Raw genomic sequence first — 22,535 nt, forward strand, 5'->3', positions numbered from 1 at the left:
CACCCCATCAGGACGGCTCCCTACTCCGCCTCTCCCCAAGAGACGGATTTAAAACAATTTTCACCATGAATTCACCTTTTCCACACTAGTGTCAAATTTGCCGCGTTGTAGGAGCAGGCAACAAGAAGGAGTGAATCGTGGTCGATATGCTGAAAGCGGGAATGATTGTGGCCTCCGTCGCGGCCCTAATGACCGGCGTGGCCACCCCTGTATTCGCAAACGACCCCTACGGTTATCGCGACAGCCCTGTTCTGCTGGTTTCGCCGGAAGGCGACCTGCTCGACTATACGCCAGAGCGGGGTGAGGTGGTGATCAGCCGCGACCGCCTGGGCCGGCGCATCCTGCTCGACCGGGGCGGCAACCTCATTGCAACCGAAGTCCCAGCCGAGAGCTATTTCCCGCGCCAGCGCGAAGCCCGTGCTCCGGTTCCCTACGACGATTACGGCGCGCCCCGGCCCGGCTGGCAGGACGATGGCATCGTGACGGGCACGATCCCCGGCCCCGGTGTGATTGATCGTCAGCCACTCAACGAGCCACTCCCCGACATGCCTTCCGGCGGGCCGGACATGGCGCCCCCTGTCGATCAGGCTCCGACCCGCACCGTCACCCCCAAGATACCTGTGAAGAGTAACCTCTCCCAGCTGGAAATCACGGCACTTCAGGCCTTTCTCGACCGCGAGGGCGCCTCGCCCGGCGTCATCGACGGCAAGATGGGCCAAAACGTCAACAAGGCCCTGGTCGCCTGGCAGCAGATGACCGGCGAAACCATAGACCCGAACAACGCCGAGGATATTCTGGAGCGCCTGCGGCTCTCCGGTGGTCTGGCGATCACCGCGTATACCATCACACCCGGCGACGCCGCCGGCCCCTATGTCGCGGCGATCCCCGAGGACTATGCCCACAAGGCGCAACTCCCGGCACTGTCCTACACCTCGACCGCAGAAATGCTGGCCGAGAAATTCCATATGGACGAGGCCTATCTGCGCGCGCTCAACCCGGGTGTCGACTTCACCATCCCCGGCACGATCATCAAGGTCGTTGCCCCCGGACAGCCGAAGAAGGGCGAGGTCGCGAGGATCGTCGCCAACAAGGGGCTGAAGCAGGTCTTTGCCTATGCGGCCGACGGCGCCCTGATCGCGGCCTATCCGGCCAGCATCGGCTCGTCCGACACGCCCTCCCCGTCCGGCACAGTAACCGTCGAGCGTATCGCCCTGAATCCGGGCTATACCTACAACCCCAAGATCAACTTCCAGCAGGGTACAAACGACAAGATCCTGGCGATTCCGCCGGGACCGAATGGCCCGGTCGGTACAGTGTGGATGGCGCTATCCAAGCCAACGTACGGCATACACGGAACCCCGGAACCGTCCAAGATCGGCCGAACCCAGAGCCATGGCTGCATCCGCCTGACCAACTGGGATGCGACGGAACTCGCGAAAATGACAAAACCAGGCGTCACCGTCGAATTCGTCGACTGACCAGGGGCAACCGAAACTATGGTTTCATCCAACGAGAAAGCCGCCAGAAGTGATTCTGGCGGCTTTCTCATTGCTAGGCTCGGGAGGCTTGGGAGAATCAAGCCGCGTCGCGGACGACGCGGAACAGACGGCGCGGCTCCTGGCTGCGAATGACCTTGGTCGGCAACAGGCGGCGAACCTCGCCGGCAAATGCCTGGGCATTCTCGCAAGCCTTGTCGAGATTGCTGATCTTCGCCGGATCCATCTTGTAGAGCGTGCCGCCACAGTCGAAGATCTCGCGGAAGGCGGTCCGCTCGACGATCGGTGTATCGATGACATTGACACCACGAGCGGAGAGAAGCCCCTTGATGGCCAGAAGCGCCCGGGTCGTCACCATGGAAGTCACCCGCGTCAGAACCACCGAATGAGCGATCTTCAGGCGTCCTGTGTCCTCCATCAGCTTGATCAGATCAAGAATTTGCGCCGCGCCTTTGGCATCCATGGCACAACCCTGGACCGGGATCATCACATGATCGGAAAGCCCGATCGCGGTGGTCACTATGGCGTCACGGGCGCCGGCAAGATCGATGATGGTGTAGTCCGACGTACGCGACAGTTCACGCAAATGCCCTTGGATCGAGGCGACGGAAACTTCCGAGATCACCTCAATGTTGCGCTGAGGTCCGGAGATTTCGTACCACTGGGTAATCCAGCGCTGCGGATCGGCATCGAGGATGGCGACACGATAACCTTGGTGAGCGAGTTCGGTCGCAAGCAGCAGGGCGGCAGTGGTCTTGCCGGCGCCGCCCTTGGCATTGGCAAACGAGATAACTGGCATGCTTATTCCTCGAAGGGTATGGACCGAGCGCTTCATCGCTCTCGTAGGCACCCTTGGCTCATGGGTGCCGGTAAATCCATCATTGCTAAACATGGTTAATGAAGTCATAAAGACGCGACGCAAGCGCCTCCCCAAAAATGGCTAGTCTCCCCCGCATCTCGCTGATCCGCATAACAAAAAAGCCCGCGGGAGTATCCCCGCGGGCGTTAATGCTTGCAGCTTCGCCAAATCTCAGAAGCAGTCGAGGAACAATTGCTTGGTATTGTCCAGCGTCATCTCGACCGGGTTCCCGCCGCAGCTCGGATCTTCGATGGCCATGGCGGCCAACTCGTCGATGCGGTCGCTCTTGATCCCCATGGCGGTCAGGTTCTCCGGAACACCGAGCTCGGCGCGAAGCGACAGCACATAGTCATAGAACCCGTCGAAGCCTCCGGAAATGCCGAGATAGGCTGCAGCGCGGGCGATCTTCTCTTCGATCGCTACCCGGTTGAAACGCAACACCGGCGGCATAACCACGGCATTGGTCATGCCGTGATGGGTATTGTAGACGGCTCCAATCGGATGCGACAACGCGTGGATCGCACCAAGGCCCTTCTGGAAGGCGACGGCGCCCATGGCGGCGGCCGACATCATGTTGGTACGGGCTTCGATATCCGTACCATCCTTGTAGGCGCGCGGCAGGAACTCCTTGACGAGACGCATGCCTTCAAGCGCGATGCCCTGCGACATCGGGTGGTAGAAGGGCGAGGAATAGGCCTCGAGGCAATGGGCGAATGCGTCCATGCCGGTGCCCGCCGTTATCATCTTCGGCATGCCGACGGTCAATTCCGGGTCGGCGATGACGACACCGGGCAAGAATTTCGGATGGAAGATGATTTTCTTCACATGGGTCTGCGAGTTGGTGATGACCGAGGCGCGGCCGACTTCGGAACCGGTGCCTGCGGTGGTGGGAACAGCGACGATCGGCGCGATGCCATCCGAATTGGCCCTAGTCCACCAGTCACCGATGTCCTCGAAGTCCCAAACCGGGCGCGTCTGTCCGACCATGAAGGCGACGCACTTGCCAAGGTCGAGGCCCGATCCGCCGCCGAAGGCGACGACACCGTCATGACCGCCGTCCTTGTAGGCTTTGATGCCGGCCTCGAGATTGATCTCATTCGGATTCGGATCGACGTCGGCGAAGATCGCCCGGCCGAGGCCGGCCTCTTCCAGGACGTCGAGTGCGCCCTGGGTGATGGCCATGCTGGCAAGCCCCCGGTCCGTGACCAGCAGCGGCTTTTTCATACCGAGCGACTTGCAGGCGTCCGCCAGTTCCTTGATGCGGCCGCGTCCCATCTTGATGACGGTGGGATAGCTCCAGTTTGCGACGATATTCATTTCGTGACTTTCTTGAGGTGGTAGGATTTCGGGCGGGTGAGGTTCTGGAAGCCAAGGACCGAGAGCGAGCCGCCCTTGCCGGTCTCCTTGCAGCCGGTCCAGCAGAGCGCCGGGTCGAGATAGTCGGCACGGTTCATGAACACGGTTCCGGTCTCGATGTCGCGGCCGATGCGCGCGGCCCGCTCGGCATCCTGCGTCCACAGCGATGCGGTCAGGCCATAGGGGCTGTCGTTCATCAGCGCGAGCGCTTCCTCATCGTTCTTGACCTTCATGATCCCGACGGCAGGGCCGAAGGTCTCGTCCTTCATGAACGACATGGAATGATCGACGTTCACCAGGATCTGCGGCATCAGATAAGCGTGGCCGTCGTCCTGCGGGAAGAGCTTCGGATCAACCAGCGTCTTGGCGCCCTTGGCGACGGCGGCGGCGATCTGCTCGCGCACATGCGCGGCGAAACGACGGTGCGCCATCGGGCCGAGCGTGGTTTCCGGATCGAGCGGATTGCCGAGCTTGTAGTTCGAGACCCAGGCGACCGACTTCTCGACGAAGGCGTCGTAGAGGTTCTCGTTCACATAGATGCGCTCGATGCCGCAACAGCATTGTCCGGAATTATAGGTGGCGGCATCCATCAGCGTGTCGACGGCGGCATCGAGATCGGCGTCCTCCATCACATAGCCCGGATCCTTGCCTCCGAGCTCCAGTCCCAACCCGGCAAAAGTGCCGGCGGCGGCGCGCTCGATCGACCGGCCGCCTTCGACCGAACCGGTGAAGTTGATGAAGTCGAAACTGCCGGTGGCGATCAGCGCGGAGGTGGTCGCGTGGTCGAGGAAAAGGTTGACGAAAACGTCATCGGGAATGCCGGCCTCGACGAAGGCACGCACCATGCGCTCACCGACCAGAAGGGTCTGCGTGGCGTGCTTGATGACAACGGTATTACCGGCCATCAGGGCGGGCGCCACCGTGTTGATTGCCGTCATATAGGGATAGTTCCACGGCGCGATGACAAAGACCACGCCCTGCGGCTCGCGCTCGATGCGGCGCTCAAACGAGGCACTCTCTTCGATGACGAGCGGCTTCAGCGCATCAGCGGCGATAGAGGCCACGTAGTTGGAGCGCTCGTTGAATCCCTTGAATTCACCGCCATAGCGGACCGGGCGGCCCATCATGTGGGCGAGTTCCGGCACGACCTCATCAGACATCTCGTTGAGACGGGCAACGCCCTTCATCACGAGTTGGACACGCTCTTCCAGCGGGCGGCGCGCCCAGGCCTTCTGCGCCTTGCGGGCACGGCCGATGGCCTCGGCCGCTGCGTCCAGCGACATGGCCGGGCGCTCGGCGTACACCGATTGATCAATCGGCGAAATACATTGGATCATCGTCATTCTCAATCACTCCTTCAGCCCTTGGGCCAGTACTTCGGCACGATCCGCTGCGCCGGCCGATAGTGCCCGGCGGCGGATGATGCGAAAATCCTCTCGCGAGTGGGGACGCATCAAGGCCCCCGCTTCAGCGCAACCGCCCGAAACTCGCGATTTCGGGAGGCTCCGCGCCATTCTATTGTGGTTTCCGCAGCTCGCCTATGGCCCGACCGGTTCCCAACCACTTTCTTGCCGCGACCTTGTGAAGCGGCGCCAAGCTGGCTCAAGCCCGTTCGAACCCTCTCGCCACCTCCCAGTCGGTAATCTTGCGGTCGTATTCCTCCTGCTCCCATTCGGCGGCCCGTACATAGTGATCGACGACGTCGTTGCCGAAGGCCTCACGCAGCATGGCCGAACCGCTCAGCGCGACGGCGGCCGAACGCAGCGTGCGCGGGATCTCGCGGACCTCGCGGGCGCCATAGGCGTCACCGACGAAGGCCGGCTCCAGTTCCAGCTTGCGCTCGATGCCGCCGATACCGGCGGCGATCAGCGCCGCCATGGCGAGATAAGGATTGAGATCGGAGCCACCGACGCGGCATTCGACACGAATGGCCTTGCTGTTTTCACCGCACAGCCGGTAGCCGGCGGTGCGATTGTCCTTAGACCAGATCGCCTTGGTCGGCGCGAAAGTACCTGCCATGAAGCGCTTGTAGGAGTTGATATAAGGTGCGAGGAAATAGGTGATCTCGCTGGCATGCGCCAGCAAGCCGGCCATGTAGTGTTTCATCGTCACCGACATGCCGTGGTCGCCGTTTTCATCGAAGAACAGCGGCGTCCCGCCATCGGCCGACCACAGCGACTGGTGGATGTGCGATGAGGAGCCGGAGGCGTCATAGTGCCACTTGGCAAGGAAGGTGATCGCCTTTCCGCGCTGCCAGGCGATTTCCTTGCAGGCGTTCTTGATGATCACATGGCGGTCGGCCATGGTCAGCGCGTCGGCATAGCGCACATTGACCTCGGCCTGACCGGCTGAGGCCTCGCCCTTGGTGTTCTCGACAGGAATGCCCGCCCCCTGCAGCCCGTTGCGGATCGCCCGCATCACGTCCTCTTCCTTGGTCGTCTGGAAGATGTGGTAGTCCTCGTTATAGCCGGAGGAGAGCTGCAGGTCGCGATAGCCCGAGGCACGCGCATCGTCATAGGTCTGGTCGAACAGGAAGAACTCCAGTTCTGTGGCCATGAAGGCCTTCAGGCCCATCGCCTCCAGCCGCTTCACCTGTTTCTTCAGGATGGCGCGCGGCGAATGGGGAATGTCTTCGTGGGTGTGGTGGTCAAGCACGTCGCAAAGCACCAGTGCCGTGCCCTCAAGCCACGGCACGCGGCGCAACGTCGAAAGGTCGGGCTTCAAGGCATAGTCGCCGTAGCCCTTTTCCCAACTCGTCGCCTTGTAGCCAGGCACAGTCTCCATCTCCATGTCGGTCGCCAGCAGATAGTTGCAGCTATGCGTTTCCTTGTAGCCGCTATCGACAAAGAACTGCGCATGGAACCGCTTGCCCATGAGGCGGCCCTGCATGTCGACCATGCAAGCCAGAACGGTGTCGATGCGGCCTTCGGCAACATCCTTCTTGAGTTCGTCAAATGTATAGTGCGCAGACATCGGTCTATCCTGACAGGCAGCGTTTCGAGCCCTATGATTTTTTAAGAGACTGTCCGGGACGCCAAGAGGGCGCCCCGGACCGCTTATTCAGACTGCTACCAGTCCATCGGATCAACGGTAAGGCGAACCCGCCTTTTCCATGACCGCCTGATAGTCCTTCAGGATCTTGACGACCTTGGCATTGCGCTCGCTCTGGGCGGCGATTTCATCCCAGAACGCGTAGGCCTTCTCTTCAACCGTCTTCCACTCTTCCGCGGGAATGGTGGTCAGCTCCAGCGAACTGCCGCCGGCGCGAAGGGATGCTTCACCGCCCCAATACCAATGCAGGCGACGATAATGCGACGAATCCATGCAGACTCTCCACAGCTGCTGCAGGTGCTCAGGCACCTCCTTCCAGCGATCGCCATTGGCAAAGAACGAACCGCACCACCCGCCGGAAATATTATTGGTCAGGAAGTACTTCGTCACTTCTTCCCAGCCCGAGGTTTTCATTTCGGTGATGCCGGACCAGGCAATCGCATCGATTTCGCCGGTCTGCATCGCCACCGGCACATCCTCGAATGGAATTGTCACCGGCACAACGCCGAACTGCGTCAGGAACTTGCCGGCGGTCGGGAACGTGAAGACGCGCAGGCCTTTGAGGTCTTCCAGGCTCTTGATCGGCTTGTTGGTCGAGAAATTGCACGGATCCCATGCGCCAGCCGAAAGCCACTTCACACCAACTTCATCATATGCCTCCTCCCAGATCTTATCGAGACCGTACTGGTAGAAAAGCGTCGGCACATCGAGGCTGAAGCGCGAGGCGAAGGGGAAGTAGCCGCCGAACACCTTGATATCGACCGGCGAGTTCATCGAGTCATCATCCGATTGAACGGCATCGATCGTGCCGGCCTGCATGGCGCGAAACAATTCGCCCGTCGGCACAAGCTGGTCGGCGGTGTAGAGCTCGATTTCCATCTCGCCATTGGCGGCCTTGTTGAAGGCATTGACGCATGGCCGCACGACTTCCTCGGCAAGTGCGGCGCCGGCATAGGTCTGCAAACGCCAGGTAATCTTCTTGTCCTGCGCCTTGACGTAAGGTGCTGCGAGCATTGCCGGGCCAGCGGCTGCAGCCGCAATGCCGGCATTCTTCAGGAAATTTCTTCTGTTGGTCATGTTCGTTTCCCTCTTTCCGTTGGTTCTTTGCGACGCTCCCCGACGACCACATCGTCATCGGCGGGAAACCTCCATTTTCCGGGTCCGTATGGCGAACCTCGTTTTCAATTGTCGTTCTGCTAACCCTTCACATAGACATGCGCGGGCAACCACGTCGCGATCTCAGGAAATGCCATGATGATGGCGAGGCCAACCAGCATGATCGCTACGAAGGGCACGATGGAACGGTAGATATCGACCAGCGTGATTTCCGGCGGCGCCATGGCCCGCATCAGGAAAAGATTATAGCCGAAGGGCGGCGTCATATAGGCGACCTGGCAGGTGATCGTGTAGAGCACGCCGTACCAGATCAGGTCGAAGCCGAGCTTGCCGACCAGCGGGATATAGAGCGGCGCGACGATCACCAGCATGGCCGTGTCATCAAGGAAAGTGCCCATGATCAGATAGGAGATCTGCATCATGATCAGGATCTGCCAGGGACTCATCCCCAGTTCGTCAACCAGCAGGTGCTCGATCGCCTTGACGGCGCCGAGCCCGTCGAACACCGCGCCAAAGCAGAGCGCAGCCAGAATGATCCACATGAACATGCAGGAGATGCCGAGCGTTTGTTCGAGCACGCGGTTCCACATCGCCCAGTTCAGCCGCCCCTTGATCGCAGCCGCCGCCAGTGCCGACAGCGCTCCGACGGCCGAGCTCTCGACCAGGCTGGTGACGCCCATGACGAAGAGCCCCATCATCAGGAAGAAGATCACGAACGGCAGGATGCCGGCACGCAGCAGCTTCAACTTCTCGACCAAAGGCATATTACGCTCTTCCTTCGGTAGAGCCGGCCCCAGGGAAGGATTGATCTTGCAGCGAATGACGATGTAGACAACGAACAAGAAGGCGAGCAGCAATCCCGGAAACACCCCGGCGATCCAGAGCTTGCCGACCGGCTGTCGGGCAATCATGCCATAGAGCACCAACACGACACTGGGCGGCACCAGGATGCCGAGCGAGCTGCCCGCCTGGATAACACCGGACACCATGATCTTGTCGTAGCCGCGCTTGAGCAATTCAGGCAGCGCGATCGTGGCGCCGATGGCCATGCCCGCGACGGACAGTCCGTTCATCGCCGAAATCACCACCATCAGACCGATGGTGCCGACGGCCAGCCCGCCCGGCAAACCACCCATCCAGACGTGGAAGGCCTTATAGAGATCCTCGGCGATGCCGGATTCCGACAGCATGTAGCCCATGAAGATGAACAGCGGCAGCGTCAGCAGCGGATACCACTTCATCAGCTTCATGCCGGCCGAGAAGCCAAGCTCGAAGCCGCCATTGCCCCAGAGAACGGCAGCCGCCACGACGCCGACGAATCCGATCGCGGCAAACACCCGCTGCCCCGTCAGCATCGACATCATCATCGACGAGAACATCAAAAGGGCGATCATTTCATAGCTCATGCAAGCGGCCTCCCCATGGCGACGGCAAGGTCCTTGAAGAATATGGAGGTCGCCTGCAGGAAGGTGAGCGCAATGCCGATCACCATGACGATCTTGACCGGCGCCATATAGGGCGACCAGGAGGAATAGCTGGTCTCTGTATATTGCAGCGCATAGGCCGTGCTCGAGATGCCACCATATAGAAGGAAAAACAGATAGACGAAGAGCATCATGATGGTCACGGCATCGACCGCCGCCTTGGTCCGAGGCGACCAGCGACCATAGATCAGATCCATGCGCACATGGCTGTCCAGTTGCAGCGAATAGGCGCCGCCGAGGAGATAATAACCGGCCATGACGAACTGCGCCATTTCAAGCGTCCAATGCGCAGGAAGGAACATCGTCTTCGAGATCGACGAATAGAGCAGGATGCCCATCATCACGAAAATACCGTACATGACGATACGGCCGACGCGACGATTGAAGGCGTCGACCACGTGCACGTAAGTCTTGATCGCATCAGGCATGTCTGCCGCCTCCGTCGGTCATGCACGCCATCGCAGAACAATGCGGCGCAACTTTCCTGTTTCGTCGTATCGGCATGCGTTCCCCTTTTTATGTAGCCGTGCCCCGCTCCGGCACTGTGACCTTCAGGACGAAAGCGCCTCCAAACCAGCTCGCAGCAGCCCCGCCAGATAATCGGCCACCGCCCGCTCGCCATTCTCGTCCCGTATGAGATCGTTCCTGACCTCGATCATCACGTTCAAGTGCCCGCCGGGCAAGGCGTGCAGCCGCAGACTATGGGTAACGCCGTCTTCCGGTCCATAGGGCTCGTTGCGCGCTGCCCGAAAAGGCCCGCCGCCGGCGGCCGACAGCATCTCATCGGCCAGACGGCTGTCCGCGTCATGCAGGATACCAATCTCGACCTCGCGCTGCTTTCCCATATAAATCGGGGTAAAGCTGTGCACTGTGACGACGACGGTCTTCCGGCCCTGCGCCTGCCGCTCGGCAAGAATGCCGGAGATCCGGTCATGAAACGGTATGTAGAGTGCCGCAGTGCGGGCATAACGCTCGGCGGGCGAAAGGTCACGATTGCCCGGAATGTCGTAGATCTCACTTTTGTCCGGCATGGCGGCCGGCGATTCCGGAGGACGATTGCAGTCGTAGACGAGCCGGGAAAAACACTGGTGCACCAGCGTTCCGTCGAGCAGCGCGCTGAGCCGCCGCGCCACGGCGAGCGCGCCCGGATCCCAGACGATGTGACTGACCAGCGCATCGGCATCAAGGCCGAGATTGCCGGCTCGCTCAGGCATGCGATGCGACGCGTGCTCGCAGACGAAGAGGCAGGTACCTCCCCCCTCCGGATTGTCGACGGCAACGGCTTTGCCGTCCGCCTCAGTCAGTATGTCCGACCTCAACAGCATGCGGAACTCCCCCCGCGCCTTTTACGGCAGCTTATGTCATTGCGAAGAGAATTCTTCACGATGAAGAGACTGTCAACCGGGTTGTGAAAGTTTCTCTTCAATTTGCGCATTGACAGAATTGTGACAGCCAAGTTTAAATTCGGCATAGACCGGCAAAAGATCGGTCCAAGGGGAAAATCAGATCTTGAACAATACGCCGAAGACAGTGTCGGACGTGATCCGCGCCCATTTCGATGGGTTGACGCGCGCTGAGCGCCAGCTCGCGGAGAGTTTGCTCGACAATTATCCGGTCTCCGGCCTTGGCTCTATCACCACTGTCGCAGAAAATGCTGGCGTATCGACACCGACAGTCGCGCGTATGGTCCAGAAACTCGGCTACAAGGGCTATGCGGAATTCCAGGCGCATCTTCACCACGAGCTTGAGGCCACCCTGTCGAACCCGATCGCCAAGCACGACCGCTGGGCTTCGAATGCTCCTGGGACCCATATTCTCAACCGCTTCGCCGAAGCGGTAATGAACAACATGCGCCAGACGCTGAGCGCGCTGGACCCGCAATCCTTCGATGGCGCAGCACGGTTGCTGTCGGATCGCAAGCGCAGCGTCTACTTCGTCGGCGGACGCATTACCGGCGCGCTGGCCGAGTATTTCTTCACCCACATGCAGGTCATTCGGCCGAAGACGGCCCTTATGTCGTCAAACACCAGCGCCTGGCCGCAGAATGTTCTCAACATGAGTGCCGGCGACGTGCTGGTAATCTTCGATATTCGTCGCTACGAAGCCGATATGGAGACCCTGGCGGAAGTGGCCAGGGCCGGTGGTGTCGAGATTATCCTTTTCACCGACCCGTGGAGCTCGCCCGTGGCAAAGCATGCCAGCCACTGTTTCAGGGTCGACATCGAGGCGCCTTCCGCCTGGGACAGTTCGGTCGTCACGCTGTTTGTCGTCGAAGCCCTGATCGAAGCCGTGCAGAGTTCGGCCTGGGACGAAACCCGCGAACGCATGAACACGCTGGAAGGGCTCTTCGAACAGGCCCGGCTGTTCCGCAAGCCGCGGGGACAAAAAACGAGGGAGAGAGGAGAACAGGCAAGAACAAAGCCGGACGAACCAGCTGCGACCGACGATGTCGCGGAAGGTTGCCAACCGGCGCCGTCACATAAGTATCATGTAAGCTGAATAACAGTCCGCATCGGTGCAATAGAACCAACAAGGAGAATTCCAGTGACCACGAATCTTCGTCGTATGCTCTCGCTGTCGACCGCAATGGTCGTCGCTTCCACCTCGCTCGCCTTTGCCGAGCCGGGCGCCGAACTGATCGCAGCCGCCAAGAAGGAAGGCGCACTGACCACGGTCGCCCTGCCCCATAGCTGGTGCGGCTATGGCGACGTGATCGCCGGCTTCAAGGCAAAGTACCCGGAAATCCAGGTCAACGAACTGAACCCGGATGCCGGATCGGCCGACGAAGTCGAAGCCATCAAGGCCAACAAGGACAACAAGGGTCCGCAGGCTCCGGACGTCGTCGACGTCGGCCTCGCTTTCGGCCCGCAGATGAAGTCGGAAGGCCTGCTGCAGCCTTACAAGGTCTCCACCTGGGACGAAATCCCGGCAACCATCAAGGATGAGGAAGGCTATTGGTACGGCGACTATTACGGCGTTCTGTCGTTCATCGTGAACAAGGACCTCGTCGCCAACACCCCGACCGACTGGGCAGATCTTCTGAAGCCGGAATATGCCGGTCAGGTCGCGCTCGCTGGTGATCCACGCGCCTCCAACCAGGCAATCCTCGGCGTTCTCGCCGCTGGCCTGCACAAGGGTGCGAAGGCCGGTGAGGAAACCGGCAAGGCTGGTCTCGAATACTTCGCCGAACTGAACAAGGCCGGCAACTTCGTTCCGGTCATCGCCAAGGCGGGCACCATTGCCCAGGGCGCGACCCCGATTGCCGTTGCATGGGACTACAACGTTCTGGCATGGCGTGATGAACTGGCCGGCAACCCGCCGGTCGAGATCGTCGTTCCGAAGACCGGCGTTCTCGCCGGCGTCTACGTCCAGGGCATTTCGGCTTACGCGCCGCATCCGAACGCTGCGAAGCTGTGGATGGAATACCTCTACTCGGACGAAGGCCAGAACCTGTGGCTGAAGGGCTATTGCCACCCGGCTCGCTTCAACGCCATGGCCAAGGCCGGCAGCATCCAGAAGGAACTGCTCGACGCCCTGCCGCCGGCGGCAAGCTACGAAGCCGCTGTCTTCCCGACGGTCGAAGAGCAGAATGCCAACAAGGCTGTTGTGACCAGCGGCTGGGATAGCGTCGTCGGCGCCAACGTACAGTAACAAGCCCAAAGCCTTTGGCCCCGGCCCGAGATATTCGGGTCGGGGCTTGCCATCTTTCAAGCACCGACCATACTTGCCGGTGCTGTATTCACGCCCTTTAGCGAAGATCCGCGAACATGAACCAAGCCCCTAACGCGCGCCGTCTGCGCCTTCCGCTCACTTGGTTGGGTCTGTTGCCCTTCGTGACCTTTGTGGTGCTGTTCCTGGTCTTGCCGACGATGCATATCGTCATCGGCGCCTTCCAGACCCGGGAGGGCGCGTTCACCCTGCAGAACATCATCGACCTGAACTCCGGCACAATCCCGTCCAGCTATTGGATTTCGATCAAGATCTCCGTCGCCTCGGCATCGCTCGGCTGCCTGATTGGCTTTGCCATGGCCGCGGCGGTTGTCTTCGGGACTGTACCGCGCTGGATCAAGTCACCGCTCATGACCTTCTCCGGGGTCGCCTCGAACTTCGCCGGCGTTCCACTCGCCTTCGCCTTCCTGGCGACCTTCGGGCCGGTCGGCCTCGTAACCATTTTCCTGCGCAATAATTTCGGTATCGTCCTGCAGCGGGATCTTGGCTTCAGCATCCTGAGCTTCTGGGGCCTGACGATCACCTACCTGTTCTTCCAGATCCCCCTCATGATCCTGATCATCACGCCCGCACTTGAGGGTCTGCGGCGCGAGTGGCGCGAGGCAGCCGAGGTTCTGGGCGCGACCGCCTTGCAGTACTGGCGCATGGTCGCCCTGCCGATCCTGGCACCCTCGATCCTCGGGACCTTCGCGCTGCTGTTCGCCAATGCCTTCGGCGCCGTCGCGACCGCCATCGCGCTGACCGGCTCAAGCCTCAACATCGTACCGATCCAGCTTTACGCCCAGATCCGTGGCGACGTGCTCGGAAACCCGCATCTCGGCTATGCCATGGCGTTTGGCATGATCGTCATAACCGCCATCGCCAACATCCTCTACATCTGGCTGCGCGTGCGCGCTGAAAGGTGGCTGAAATGAGCTTCTGGGCACGCATCACCGGCTGGGCCGCCCTGATTTTTGGTCTGCTCTACTTCTTTGTGCCGCTCGGCGGTCTGTTCGAATTCTCGATGAAAGCGCGGCGCGGCGTCTACTCGTTCGACGCCTACACCAAGGTGCTCGCCGATCCGCAGTTCCAGCAAACCTTCACCTATTCGGTGGTCATGGCGCTGGTGACCATCGCGATAGGCGTGCTGCTCGTCGTGCCGACCGCCTTCTGGGTTCGCCTCAAAATGCCCTGGGCCCGTCCCTATGTCGAATTCCTGACGCTTCTGCCGCTGGTCATCCCGGCCATCGTCATCGTGTTCGGCTATATCCGGCTCTACAATACCTCCAGCTGGCTGCCGCTGACCGGCTCTGTTCTGGGCACCAACCTTCTGCTTGCCTTCGGCTACACGATCCTCGCCCTGCCCTATATGTATCGGGCCGTCGACACCGGACTGCGGACGATCGACGTCGCCACCCTCACAGAGGCGGCACAAAGCCTTGGGGCCGGCTGGGTCACCATTCTCGGCAGGGTCATCCTGCCCAACGTCATTCCCGCCGTCCTTTCCGGCGCCTTTCTGACCTTTGCCATCGTCATCGGCGAATTCACCCTCGCCGCTCTGCTCGATCGGCCCGCCTTCGGCCCCTATCTGCAACGCATCGGGGCCAACAAGGCTTACGAACCCTTCGCGCTGTCGGTTATCGCCTTCGGTATTACCTGGGGCTGCCTCGCGCTGATCCAGCTCGTCTCGCGCTTCCAGAAGACCACGCAACGCCCCGCCTGAGGATAGATTTATGACATTCCTGACCCTGACGAATATTCAGAAGTCCTTCGGGGCGGTCAAAGTCGTCCATGATTTCAACATGTCGATCAACAAGGGCGAGTTCGTCTCCTTCCTCGGTCCGTCCGGTTGCGGCAAAACGACGATCCTGCGTATGGTCGCCGGCTTCGAGGACCCAACTGGCGGCACTATCGTCATCGATGACAAGGACCAGTCGCGCCTCAAGTCGAACCAGCGCAATATCGGCATGGTTTTCCAGGCCTATGCACTGTTTCCCAACATGAACGTGTTCGACAACGTCGCCTTCGGGCTGAAAGTCGCGGGCAAACCCAAGGACGAAATCCACGCGCGGGTCATGGAGATGCTGAAGCTCATCCACCTCGAGCATCTCGCCGACCGCTATCCCTATCAGATGTCGGGTGGTCAGCAGCAACGCGTTGCGCTTGCCAGGGCTCTCGCCCCCAAGCCGCAGGTGTTGCTTCTCGACGAGCCGCTCTCCGCGCTCGACGCCAAGATCCGCGTGTCACTACGCGAGGAGATCCGCCAGATCCAGCGCCAGCTCGGCATCACCACGATTTTCGTCACCCACGACCAGGAGGAGGCCCTGTCGATTTCCGACCGCGTCGTGGTGATGAATGCCGGCCGCGCCGATCAGATCGGCACGCCGTTCGAAATCTACAATCGTCCCGCCACCCGTTTCGTCGCCTCTTTCGTCGGCACGCTGAACCTGATCGAAGCAAAAGTGGTCGATCCGCAAAGCCGCACCGTCGCCATAGGCGACCTGTCCGTCGCGCTGAAGGAGGAGATCAAGCTTCCCGCTGGCAGCACTGTCCAGCTTGCCATGCGTCCGGAAGCCGGATCGATCATCGACGGCGCCAAGGGCGACACCACCCTCGTCGGGCAGGTCCTCTCCAGCCACTTCCTTGGCTCGGTCATCCGCACACGGATCGACGTCGCCGGCAACACAGTCTCCTTCGACATGTTCAACGACCCGAGCATCACGCCACCGGCGATCGGCGACACGGTTTCCCTGAAGATCGATTCCGCCGATCTCCTCATCCTTCAGGCATGAGGAGATCGGCCCCAATGCGCTGGTAGTCACCGCGCGAGGGCCGACCTGCAGAGAGCCACAGACGTCCCGCGCGGAAATCTGCCGGATGATCCATTTTCTTTACGGAATCATGGAAACATCAGGACCGGATTGATTGGAAGCGTGAGGGCCAATGAATGTGGAAGCATGTCAAACATGATCTGCCGCCCACTCCCCGCAGGTTCATGGACGAATTCATGCGACTGAAGCGCGGGTCAGTGAGCCGCCGGCATTTCCTCGGTGTCACAGGCCTGGGACTTGCCGCCACGGTGCTAGGCGGTGGCACCCACCCCTTTTCCTCTTCGGCTCTCGCACAGGATCTCCGGGGGCGGGTGCGACTGAACTCTTGGCCAAACTATCACGCAGCAGAAACCTTCGAAGCCTTTACCGAGGCGACCGGCGTCACCGTCGAGTTGAGCGTCACGAATTCCAACGAAGAAATGCTGCAGAAGATCCGGACCGGCATGGCCGAATGGGATCTGATCGTGCCGACAAACTACGCGATTTCGACCTATGTCGGCCTGGGTTTAATCGACGAACTTGAGCTGCAAAAGCTGCGAAACTATAACGCGACCAGCCAAAATCTGCTCTTCACCTGGGCCGGTCAGGTATCGGGACGGACCTATGCGCTACCGAAGAACTGGGGTACGACAGGAATGGCCGTCAATACCCGCCGGATCGAAACGGCTATCACCAGCTGGAAGCAGTTCTTTGCCACCGCCATGGGGGAAGCCAGCGGCAAGACCATCGTGCATGACTACCAGCTGACGACGATCGGCAGCGCATTGGTTTCGCTTGGCTATTCGTTCAACTCTGTAGCGCCGCTGGAACTCGCCGCAGCGGAAGAATTACTGCTGGAGGTGAAGCCGCATCTCCTGGCGATCGACAGTGACTACCAGCCGGCCATGCGCGCCCAAGACGCCTGGCTCACCATGTGCTGGGTCAGCGACGGCTTGCAACTCAACCGTGATATGCCGGAAATCACCTATGCGCTGGGCACGGATGGCGGAGAGATCTGGACCGACTATTACGCCATTCTGAAGGCCGCACCGAACAAGCCGGCTGCCTATGCCCTGCTAGACTTTCTGATGGATCCCGCAGTGGCGGTGAGAGAGCACGCCATCTCGGGCGCTCCGGCCACTGACCGTCGTGTGCTCGCCCTCCTGCCCGAGGAAATTCGAGGCAACAAGATCGCCTACCCGGACGAGGCAGCCCTCACGCCGCTGGAGTTCGGTGCGGCGGTGACGCTGACCGACCCCGGGCGCTCGGAGCTGATGGCGCGCTTCAAGGCAGCCTGACGGGCACCATCCTACGGATTGCCCCCGTTCCTATGGGACCGACAGCGCGTGCTCTCGTTGATCGCATCCTGCCGACATCCAAAATATCGGACATGACGCCGAGCCGAGCGGCTCGTCTGCACCCGCTTGCGCGAAGAGCCTTTGTGATTCAGCATCAACACCTTGCGGCCAGAAACTGATTCAATTCGCCAACGACATGAATCGGCCTCTAAGCAAGCTGAATTGAAACATGAGGCACGCGGGACGTGGACCGCCAAGTCGGCATGCCCCACGCCACACCATCCCAAGATCGCTAGTACCATTCCATCCTCTGGACACCTCGCACGGCACTCTCCTCTGCACGCACGGCACCCAGGCGCCATCATCGTTGATCCGCCGAATACACCGCAGCTTGACAGGCTTTAGCCAACTCTGTACCTATCAGTAAACATCGTAACAAAAGGTACAAACAATGCAAGCCTACCTGCGCCGCCATCAGCAGCCTGTTGCCGCCAGCCGTTGGCTCGTCTCCGGGATCGGCGGCCTCATCGCCATCGCCCTGGCCGGTGCGCTCAGCCATTATGCAGGCACACCATTCCTGATGGCGCCGTTCGGTGCGACCTGCGTCCTGATCTTCTCGGCTGCGGCAAGCCCCTTCTCCCAGCCCGTAAATGTCGTCGGCGGCCATTTGGTCTCGACGTTAATCGGCCTTATACTTCGTTCGGCACTGCCCAACGAATGGTGGGCAGTCGCGCTGGCCGTCGGCCTGTCGATCGCCGCCATGTCGGCGCTGAGGATCACCCATCCGCCGGCCGGTGCCGATCCGATCGTCGTCTTCGCCGCCGATCCGGGCTTCGATTACCTGCTCTTCCCCGTCCTGTCCGGATCGCTGTGTCTCGTCGCGGTCGGCGCGCTGTTCCACCGCGCCACCCGCACGCCCTATCCGCTGAAGGCAGGTTGACCATGGCCCGTCTCGTCGCCGAACGCCACGACGTCATTCCGCAGATCGCCGAAATCTTCCGCGAGCAAGGTTACGAAGGAACGAGCCTGAAAATCATCACGGAGCGGACTGGGCTCGGAAAGGGAAGCCTCTACCACTTCTTTCCCGGTGGAAAACAGGAGATGGCGGAGGCAGTGCTCGATGACGTCGATGGCTGGTTCCGCACGCATATCTTCGCCCCCTTGCGCGAGGCAAAGGACCCAAACGAGGCGCTCGACACGATGTTCGCCAATGTCGAGACGTATTTCCGCTCCGGTCACCGGGCCTGCCTGATGGGCGTCATCGCCTCAAGCGGAGCCATCGACATCTTTGCCGAGCGTGTCCAGAGCTATTTCGCCGACTGGAGGCGCGACCTTGCCGCAACATTGGCGCGCGCTGGATTTACCGACGGCGAGGCTGGCGCCCTTGCCGAAGAAGTGCTGGCTGGCATCCAAGGCGCACTGATCCTTGCCCGCGGACTGGAGGACACCTCAGCCTTCACGCGCGTTCTGGCACGCCTGAAAACCCGTTGCCGCCCCGCCTTGTCTCGATAGCGCCGAGGCTCACGCCAACTCGTCGCCGGGAGCCGCCGGCACATAGTTGAGCACCGGGCCGAGCCAGCGCTCGACCTCGCGGATCGCCATGCCCTTGCGAAGAGCATAATCCTCGACCTGATCACGCTCGACCTTGGCCACGCCAAAGTAGTAACTCTCCGGCTGGCCGATATAGAGGCCCGAAACCGACGAGCCGGGCCACATGGCCATACCCTCGGTGAGCTTCACACCCGTCTTTGCCTCGGCGTCGAGTAGGCGAAACAGCGTGACCTTCTCCGTATGGTCTGGCTGGGCCGGATAGCCGGGTGCCGGACGGATACCGGGATATGTCTCCGCCACAAGCTGCTCCGGCGTAAAGTTCTCATCCGGCGTATAGCCCCAGAACTCACGGCGCACCCGCTCGTGCATACGCTCGGCGAAGGCCTCCGCGAAGCGGTCGGCGAGCGCCTTGACCAGGATCGAGGAATAGTCGTCATTGGCCCGCTCGAACCGCTCGGCGATCGCTATCTCCTCGAAACCGGCCGTCACGACGAAACCGCCGATATAATCCTCGACACCACTGTCGGCCGGGCCGACGAAATCGGAAAGCGCCACGTTCGGCCGCCCATCACGCTTCGACAACTGCTGGCGCAGCGTGAAGAAGGTTGCCAACTCGTCCTTGCGGGTTTCATCGGTGAACAGCCGGATGTCGTCGCCCACCGAATTGGCCGGCCAGAAGCCGATGACCGCGCGCGGGCGAAACCACTTCTCGGCGATAATCTTGGCCAGCATGGCCTGTGCATCGGCAAACAGCTGCCGCGCCGCCTCGCCCTGCTTCTCGTCTTGGAGGATCGCCGGATAGCGACCCTTCATTTCCCACGTCTGGAAGAACGGCGTCCAGTCGATATAGCGGGACAGTTCTTCGAGGTCATAATCCTCGAACACCTTCGTCCCGAGGAAGCTCGGTTTGACCGGCTTGTAGGCGGACCAGTCGAGCTTGAGAGCATTTCCACGGGCACGCGCCAACGGCAGACGTTGCTTCTCCGCCTCCGCGCGCGCATGGGCTTCAGCGACCTTCAGATATTCGGCGCGGATGCCCTTAGCGTAAGCCTCCTTGCTGTCCGGCGACAACAACGAGGAGACGACACCGACGGCGCGGCTTGCGTCCGTCACATAGACCGCCTGCCCGGCGCTGTATTGCGGCGCGACTTTGACGGCGGTGTGAACACGGCTGGTCGTCGCGCCGCCGATCAGCAGCGGCACGGAGAAGCCCTGCCGCTCCATTTCCGAGGCGACATGCACCATTTCATCCAGCGAAGGCGTGATCAGCCCGGACAGGCCGATGATGTCGACCTTCTGCTCGCGCGCCACCTCGAGAATCTTGGTCGCCGGAACCATGACGCCAAGATCAATGATCTCGTAATTGTTGCAGGCGAGAACCACGCCGACGATGTTCTTGCCGATGTCGTGCACATCGCCCTTGACGGTCGCCATCAGAACCTTGCCGGCAGCCTCCCGCTCGCCCGAGCCGCCATTGGCGCGCTTTTCCTCTTCCATATAAGGGAGCAGCACTGCGACGGCCTGCTTCATCACGCGGGCGGACTTGACCACCTGCGGAAGGAACATCTTACCAGCGCCAAACAGATCGCCGACCACGTTCATGCCGGCCATCAGCGGCCCTTCGATCACATGCAGCGGCCGCTGCGCCAACTGGCGCGCCTCTTCCGTGTCCCCTTCGATGAATTCGGTGATGCCGTTGACCAAAGCGTGCTCAAGGCGCTTGTCGACTGGCAGCTCGCGCCAGGACATGTCTTGCACGCGGGCCTTGGCCTCGCCCGTGCCGCGATAACGCTCAGCAATCTCCAGCAGACGCTCGGTCGCGTCCGCACGACGATTGAGCACGACGTCCTCGCAGGCCTCGCGCAGCTCAGCGTCAATGCTCTCGTAGACCGCCAACTGACCGGCATTGACGATGCCCATGTCCATGCCCGCCTGAATGGCGTGGTAGAGGAAGACCGCATGCATGGCTTCGCGCACCGGCTCGTTGCCGCGAAACGAGAACGAGAGGTTCGATACGCCGCCGGAAATGTGCACGAGCGGCATCTTCTGCCGAATGGTCCGCGTCGCCTCGATGAAGTCGACGCCGTAATTGTTGTGCTCCTCGATACCGGTTGCCACCGCGAAGACATTCGGGTCGAAGATAATATCCTCGGGTGCGAATCCGACCTGCTCCGTCAAGATCTTGTAGGCCCGCTCGCAGATCTCGACCTTGCGTTCATAGCTGTCGGCCTGGCCCTGCTCGTCAAAGGCCATGACGACGACGGCGGCGCCGTAGTTACGAATGAGCTTGCCTTGGGCGATGAAATTCTCCTCGCCCTCCTTCATCGAGATGGAATTGACCACCGCCTTGCCCTGAACGCATTTCAGGCCGGCCTCTATGATCGGAAACTTGGAGGAATCGATCATCACCGGGACGCGGGCGATGTCCGGCTCGGCGGCGATCAGGTTAAGAAACTCGACCATAGCCTTTTCACTGTCGATCAGGCCCTCGTCCATGTTGATGTCGATGATCTGCGCGCCGTTCTCCACCTGGTCACGCGCGACCACCAGAGCCGCCGTATAGTCCCCGGCGGTGATCAGCTTGCGGAACTTCGCCGAGCCGGTGACATTCGTGCGCTCGCCGACATTGACGAAGGGAATGTCCTTGGTGAGCACGAAGGGCTCAAGCCCCGACAACGCCATGAACGGCCGGTGCTCCGCCGGACGGCGTGGCACCTTGCCCGCGACGGCCTCGGCTATCGCCCGGATATGCTCAGGCGTCGAACCGCAGCAGCCGCCGACCACATTGACCAGTCCCTCATCGGCGAAGCCGGCGATCTGACGGGCCATATCTTCCGGGCTCTCGTCATATTGACCGAACTCGTTCGGCAGGCCGGCATTGGGATAGGCGCAGATGAAGGTATCGGCGACGCCCGACAGTTCCTGCAGATGCGGTCGCATGGCGTCCGCGCCGAGCGCGCAGTTGAGACCGATGGTGAAAGGATTGGCGTGACGCACCGAATACCAGAAGGCGGACGGTGTCTGGCCCGACAGCGTGCGGCCGGACAAATCGGTGATCGTACCGGAGATCATCACCGGCAGACGGATGCCCTTGGCGAGAAAACGCTCCTCGCAGGCGAAAATCGCCGCCTTGGCGTTCAGCGTATCGAAGATCGTTTCGATCAGGATGATGTCGGCGCCGCCGTCGATCAGCCCGTCGATCTGCTCGCCATAGGCGATGCGCAGGTCGTCGAAGGATACAGCGCGATAGCCCGGATTGTTGACATCCGGCGAAATCGACGCGGTGCGATTGGTCGGACCGATGGCGCCTGCGACGAAGCGACGCTTGCCGTCCTCACGCTCCGCCCGGATCGCCGCACGGCGGGCGACGATCGCCCCGTCACGATTGAGGTCGTAGACGGCCTCTTCCATCTGGTAGTCTGCCTGGGCGATCCGCGTCGAGGAGAAGGTATTGGTCTCGATGATGTCGGCGCCCGCCATGGCATAACGGAAATGAATGTCCTCGATAGCGTTCGGCTGGCTGAGGATCAGCAGATCGTTATTGCCCTGCTGATGACAGGCGCAGCCAAGGAAACGCGCGCCCCGAAAGGCATCCTCGTCGTAGCCGAGGCCCTGGATCTGCGTGCCCATCGCGCCGTCGAGAATAAGAATCCGTTCGCTGGCGGCCTGCCGTAGGGCGCGCATGATCTCGGCTCCATCCCGATTGGCGCTTTCCCGGCCGAACAATGAATCGAGCATGAGCGAACTCCCTTATTGAAACGCGACACGGTCAGTTCACATAAAGATATGTTTATGTCAACATACAA

General features: G+C 60.9%; 18 protein-coding genes. 9 read left to right on the top strand and 9 right to left on the bottom strand.

Annotated elements, in window-relative coordinates; translation table 11 throughout:
- The first annotated feature begins 146 nt into the window (after positions 1 to 146).
- Positions 147 to 1,478: a L,D-transpeptidase family protein gene (locus RNA01_RS03805; RefSeq protein ID WP_284727827.1), complete on the top strand. Its 1,332-nt coding sequence runs from the start codon at positions 147 to 149 to the stop codon at positions 1,476 to 1,478.
- 97 nt (positions 1,479 to 1,575) lie between these two features.
- Here the strand turns inward: RNA01_RS03805 and RNA01_RS03810 are convergent, their stop codons facing one another.
- The 8 genes from RNA01_RS03810 to RNA01_RS03845 form a co-directional block, all read right to left on the bottom strand.
- Positions 1,576 to 2,295, bottom strand: a complete 720-nt coding sequence (locus RNA01_RS03810) for an AAA family ATPase (RefSeq protein WP_147178638.1) — start codon at positions 2,293 to 2,295, stop codon at positions 1,576 to 1,578.
- Positions 2,296 to 2,526: 231 nt separating this feature from the next.
- Positions 2,527 to 3,672: an iron-containing alcohol dehydrogenase gene (locus RNA01_RS03815; RefSeq protein WP_147178639.1), complete on the bottom strand. Its 1,146-nt coding sequence runs from the start codon at positions 3,670 to 3,672 to the stop codon at positions 2,527 to 2,529.
- The gene (locus tag RNA01_RS03820; RefSeq protein ID WP_147178640.1) at positions 3,669 to 5,054 is read right to left on the bottom strand and encodes an aldehyde dehydrogenase family protein; all 1,386 of its coding nucleotides are present in this window, start codon (positions 5,052 to 5,054) and stop codon (positions 3,669 to 3,671) included. Before RNA01_RS03820 ends, RNA01_RS03815 begins: the two co-directional genes overlap by 4 nt.
- A 259-nt stretch (positions 5,055 to 5,313) precedes the next feature.
- On the bottom strand, positions 5,314 to 6,684 hold the full coding sequence (locus RNA01_RS03825; RefSeq protein ID WP_147178641.1) for a glutamine synthetase family protein: 1,371 nt from the start codon (positions 6,682 to 6,684) through the stop codon (positions 5,314 to 5,316).
- Between the two features lie 111 nt (positions 6,685 to 6,795).
- Entirely contained in the window at positions 6,796 to 7,839 is a 1,044-nt protein-coding gene (locus tag RNA01_RS03830) for a TRAP transporter substrate-binding protein (protein WP_147178642.1), read from the bottom strand.
- A gap of 119 nt (positions 7,840 to 7,958) precedes the next feature.
- On the bottom strand, positions 7,959 to 9,284 hold the full coding sequence (locus RNA01_RS03835; RefSeq protein WP_147178643.1) for a TRAP transporter large permease: 1,326 nt from the start codon (positions 9,282 to 9,284) through the stop codon (positions 7,959 to 7,961).
- Positions 9,281 to 9,790 carry a TRAP transporter small permease subunit gene (locus tag RNA01_RS03840; RefSeq protein ID WP_147178644.1) on the bottom strand — a complete coding sequence of 170 codons (510 nt, stop codon included), beginning with the start codon at positions 9,788 to 9,790 and terminating at the stop codon, positions 9,281 to 9,283. Before RNA01_RS03840 ends, RNA01_RS03835 begins: the two co-directional genes overlap by 4 nt.
- 123 nt (positions 9,791 to 9,913) lie before the next feature.
- Complete coding sequence (locus tag RNA01_RS03845; RefSeq protein WP_147178645.1) at positions 9,914 to 10,687, bottom strand: N-formylglutamate amidohydrolase; 774 nt, start codon at positions 10,685 to 10,687, stop codon at positions 9,914 to 9,916.
- Between the two features lie 184 nt (positions 10,688 to 10,871).
- On the opposite strand from RNA01_RS03845, the gene RNA01_RS03850 reads away from it, so the two are divergent.
- From RNA01_RS03850 to RNA01_RS03885, 8 genes are all read left to right on the top strand, one after another.
- Complete coding sequence (locus RNA01_RS03850) at positions 10,872 to 11,861, top strand: MurR/RpiR family transcriptional regulator (protein ID WP_147178646.1); 990 nt, start codon at positions 10,872 to 10,874, stop codon at positions 11,859 to 11,861.
- 66 nt (positions 11,862 to 11,927) lie between these two features.
- Positions 11,928 to 13,013 carry an ABC transporter substrate-binding protein gene (locus RNA01_RS03855; RefSeq protein ID WP_371864045.1) on the top strand — a complete coding sequence of 362 codons (1,086 nt, stop codon included), beginning with the start codon at positions 11,928 to 11,930 and terminating at the stop codon, positions 13,011 to 13,013.
- A gap of 116 nt (positions 13,014 to 13,129) precedes the next feature.
- A complete protein-coding gene (locus tag RNA01_RS03860) occupies positions 13,130 to 14,005 on the top strand; it encodes an ABC transporter permease (protein ID WP_147178648.1) in 876 nt (291 codons plus the stop codon).
- Positions 14,002 to 14,793 (top strand): ABC transporter permease, encoded by a 792-nt coding sequence (locus RNA01_RS03865; RefSeq protein ID WP_147178649.1) that lies wholly within the window; start codon positions 14,002 to 14,004, stop codon positions 14,791 to 14,793. Before RNA01_RS03860 ends, RNA01_RS03865 begins: the two co-directional genes overlap by 4 nt.
- Positions 14,794 to 14,803: 10 nt before the next feature.
- Complete coding sequence (locus tag RNA01_RS03870; protein ID WP_147178650.1) at positions 14,804 to 15,862, top strand: ABC transporter ATP-binding protein; 1,059 nt, start codon at positions 14,804 to 14,806, stop codon at positions 15,860 to 15,862.
- 155 nt (positions 15,863 to 16,017) lie between these two features.
- Positions 16,018 to 17,178, top strand: coding sequence for an ABC transporter substrate-binding protein (locus RNA01_RS03875; RefSeq protein WP_147178651.1), 1,161 nt, complete (start codon positions 16,018 to 16,020; stop codon positions 17,176 to 17,178).
- Positions 17,179 to 17,629: 451 nt separating this feature from the next.
- Positions 17,630 to 18,118, top strand: coding sequence for an HPP family protein (locus tag RNA01_RS03880; RefSeq protein ID WP_147178652.1), 489 nt, complete (start codon positions 17,630 to 17,632; stop codon positions 18,116 to 18,118).
- 2 nt (positions 18,119 to 18,120) lie between these two features.
- The gene (locus RNA01_RS03885) at positions 18,121 to 18,690 is read left to right on the top strand and encodes a TetR/AcrR family transcriptional regulator (RefSeq protein WP_147178653.1); all 570 of its coding nucleotides are present in this window, start codon (positions 18,121 to 18,123) and stop codon (positions 18,688 to 18,690) included.
- Between the two features lie 9 nt (positions 18,691 to 18,699).
- On the opposite strand, the gene metH is transcribed toward RNA01_RS03885, so the two are convergent.
- A complete protein-coding gene (gene metH / locus RNA01_RS03890) occupies positions 18,700 to 22,467 on the bottom strand; it encodes a methionine synthase (protein WP_147178654.1) in 3,768 nt (1,255 codons plus the stop codon).
- Positions 22,468 to 22,535 lie beyond the last annotated feature (68 nt).

This window comes from Paenirhizobium naphthalenivorans (assembly GCF_007992095.1).
GTDB classification, from domain to species: domain Bacteria; phylum Pseudomonadota; class Alphaproteobacteria; order Rhizobiales; family Rhizobiaceae; genus Allorhizobium; species Allorhizobium naphthalenivorans.

Excerpts from the sequence above, each read along its gene's own strand:
- RNA01_RS03875 (WP_147178651.1), top strand. The coding sequence starts at position 16,018 with ATGTGGAAGCATGTCAAACATGATCTGCCGCCCACTCCCCGCAGGTTC.
- RNA01_RS03835 (WP_147178643.1), bottom strand. The coding sequence starts at position 9,284 with ATGAGCTATGAAATGATCGCCCTTTTGATGTTCTCGTCGATGATGATG.
- RNA01_RS03880 (WP_147178652.1), top strand. The coding sequence starts at position 17,630 with ATGCAAGCCTACCTGCGCCGCCATCAGCAGCCTGTTGCCGCCAGCCGT.
- RNA01_RS03860 (WP_147178648.1), top strand. The coding sequence starts at position 13,130 with ATGAACCAAGCCCCTAACGCGCGCCGTCTGCGCCTTCCGCTCACTTGG.
- metH (WP_147178654.1), bottom strand. The coding sequence starts at position 22,467 with ATGCTCGATTCATTGTTCGGCCGGGAAAGCGCCAATCGGGATGGAGCC.
- RNA01_RS03885 (WP_147178653.1), top strand. The coding sequence starts at position 18,121 with ATGGCCCGTCTCGTCGCCGAACGCCACGACGTCATTCCGCAGATCGCC.
- RNA01_RS03830 (WP_147178642.1), bottom strand. The coding sequence starts at position 7,839 with ATGACCAACAGAAGAAATTTCCTGAAGAATGCCGGCATTGCGGCTGCA.
- RNA01_RS03840 (WP_147178644.1), bottom strand. The coding sequence starts at position 9,790 with ATGCCTGATGCGATCAAGACTTACGTGCACGTGGTCGACGCCTTCAAT.
- RNA01_RS03870 (WP_147178650.1), top strand. The coding sequence starts at position 14,804 with ATGACATTCCTGACCCTGACGAATATTCAGAAGTCCTTCGGGGCGGTC.
- RNA01_RS03805 (WP_284727827.1), top strand. The coding sequence starts at position 147 with ATGCTGAAAGCGGGAATGATTGTGGCCTCCGTCGCGGCCCTAATGACC.
- RNA01_RS03865 (WP_147178649.1), top strand. The coding sequence starts at position 14,002 with ATGAGCTTCTGGGCACGCATCACCGGCTGGGCCGCCCTGATTTTTGGT.
- RNA01_RS03855 (WP_371864045.1), top strand. The coding sequence starts at position 11,928 with ATGCTCTCGCTGTCGACCGCAATGGTCGTCGCTTCCACCTCGCTCGCC.
- RNA01_RS03825 (WP_147178641.1), bottom strand. The coding sequence starts at position 6,684 with ATGTCTGCGCACTATACATTTGACGAACTCAAGAAGGATGTTGCCGAA.
- RNA01_RS03845 (WP_147178645.1), bottom strand. The coding sequence starts at position 10,687 with ATGCTGTTGAGGTCGGACATACTGACTGAGGCGGACGGCAAAGCCGTT.
- RNA01_RS03820 (WP_147178640.1), bottom strand. The coding sequence starts at position 5,054 with ATGACGATGATCCAATGTATTTCGCCGATTGATCAATCGGTGTACGCC.
- RNA01_RS03815 (WP_147178639.1), bottom strand. The coding sequence starts at position 3,672 with ATGAATATCGTCGCAAACTGGAGCTATCCCACCGTCATCAAGATGGGA.
- RNA01_RS03810 (WP_147178638.1), bottom strand. The coding sequence starts at position 2,295 with ATGCCAGTTATCTCGTTTGCCAATGCCAAGGGCGGCGCCGGCAAGACC.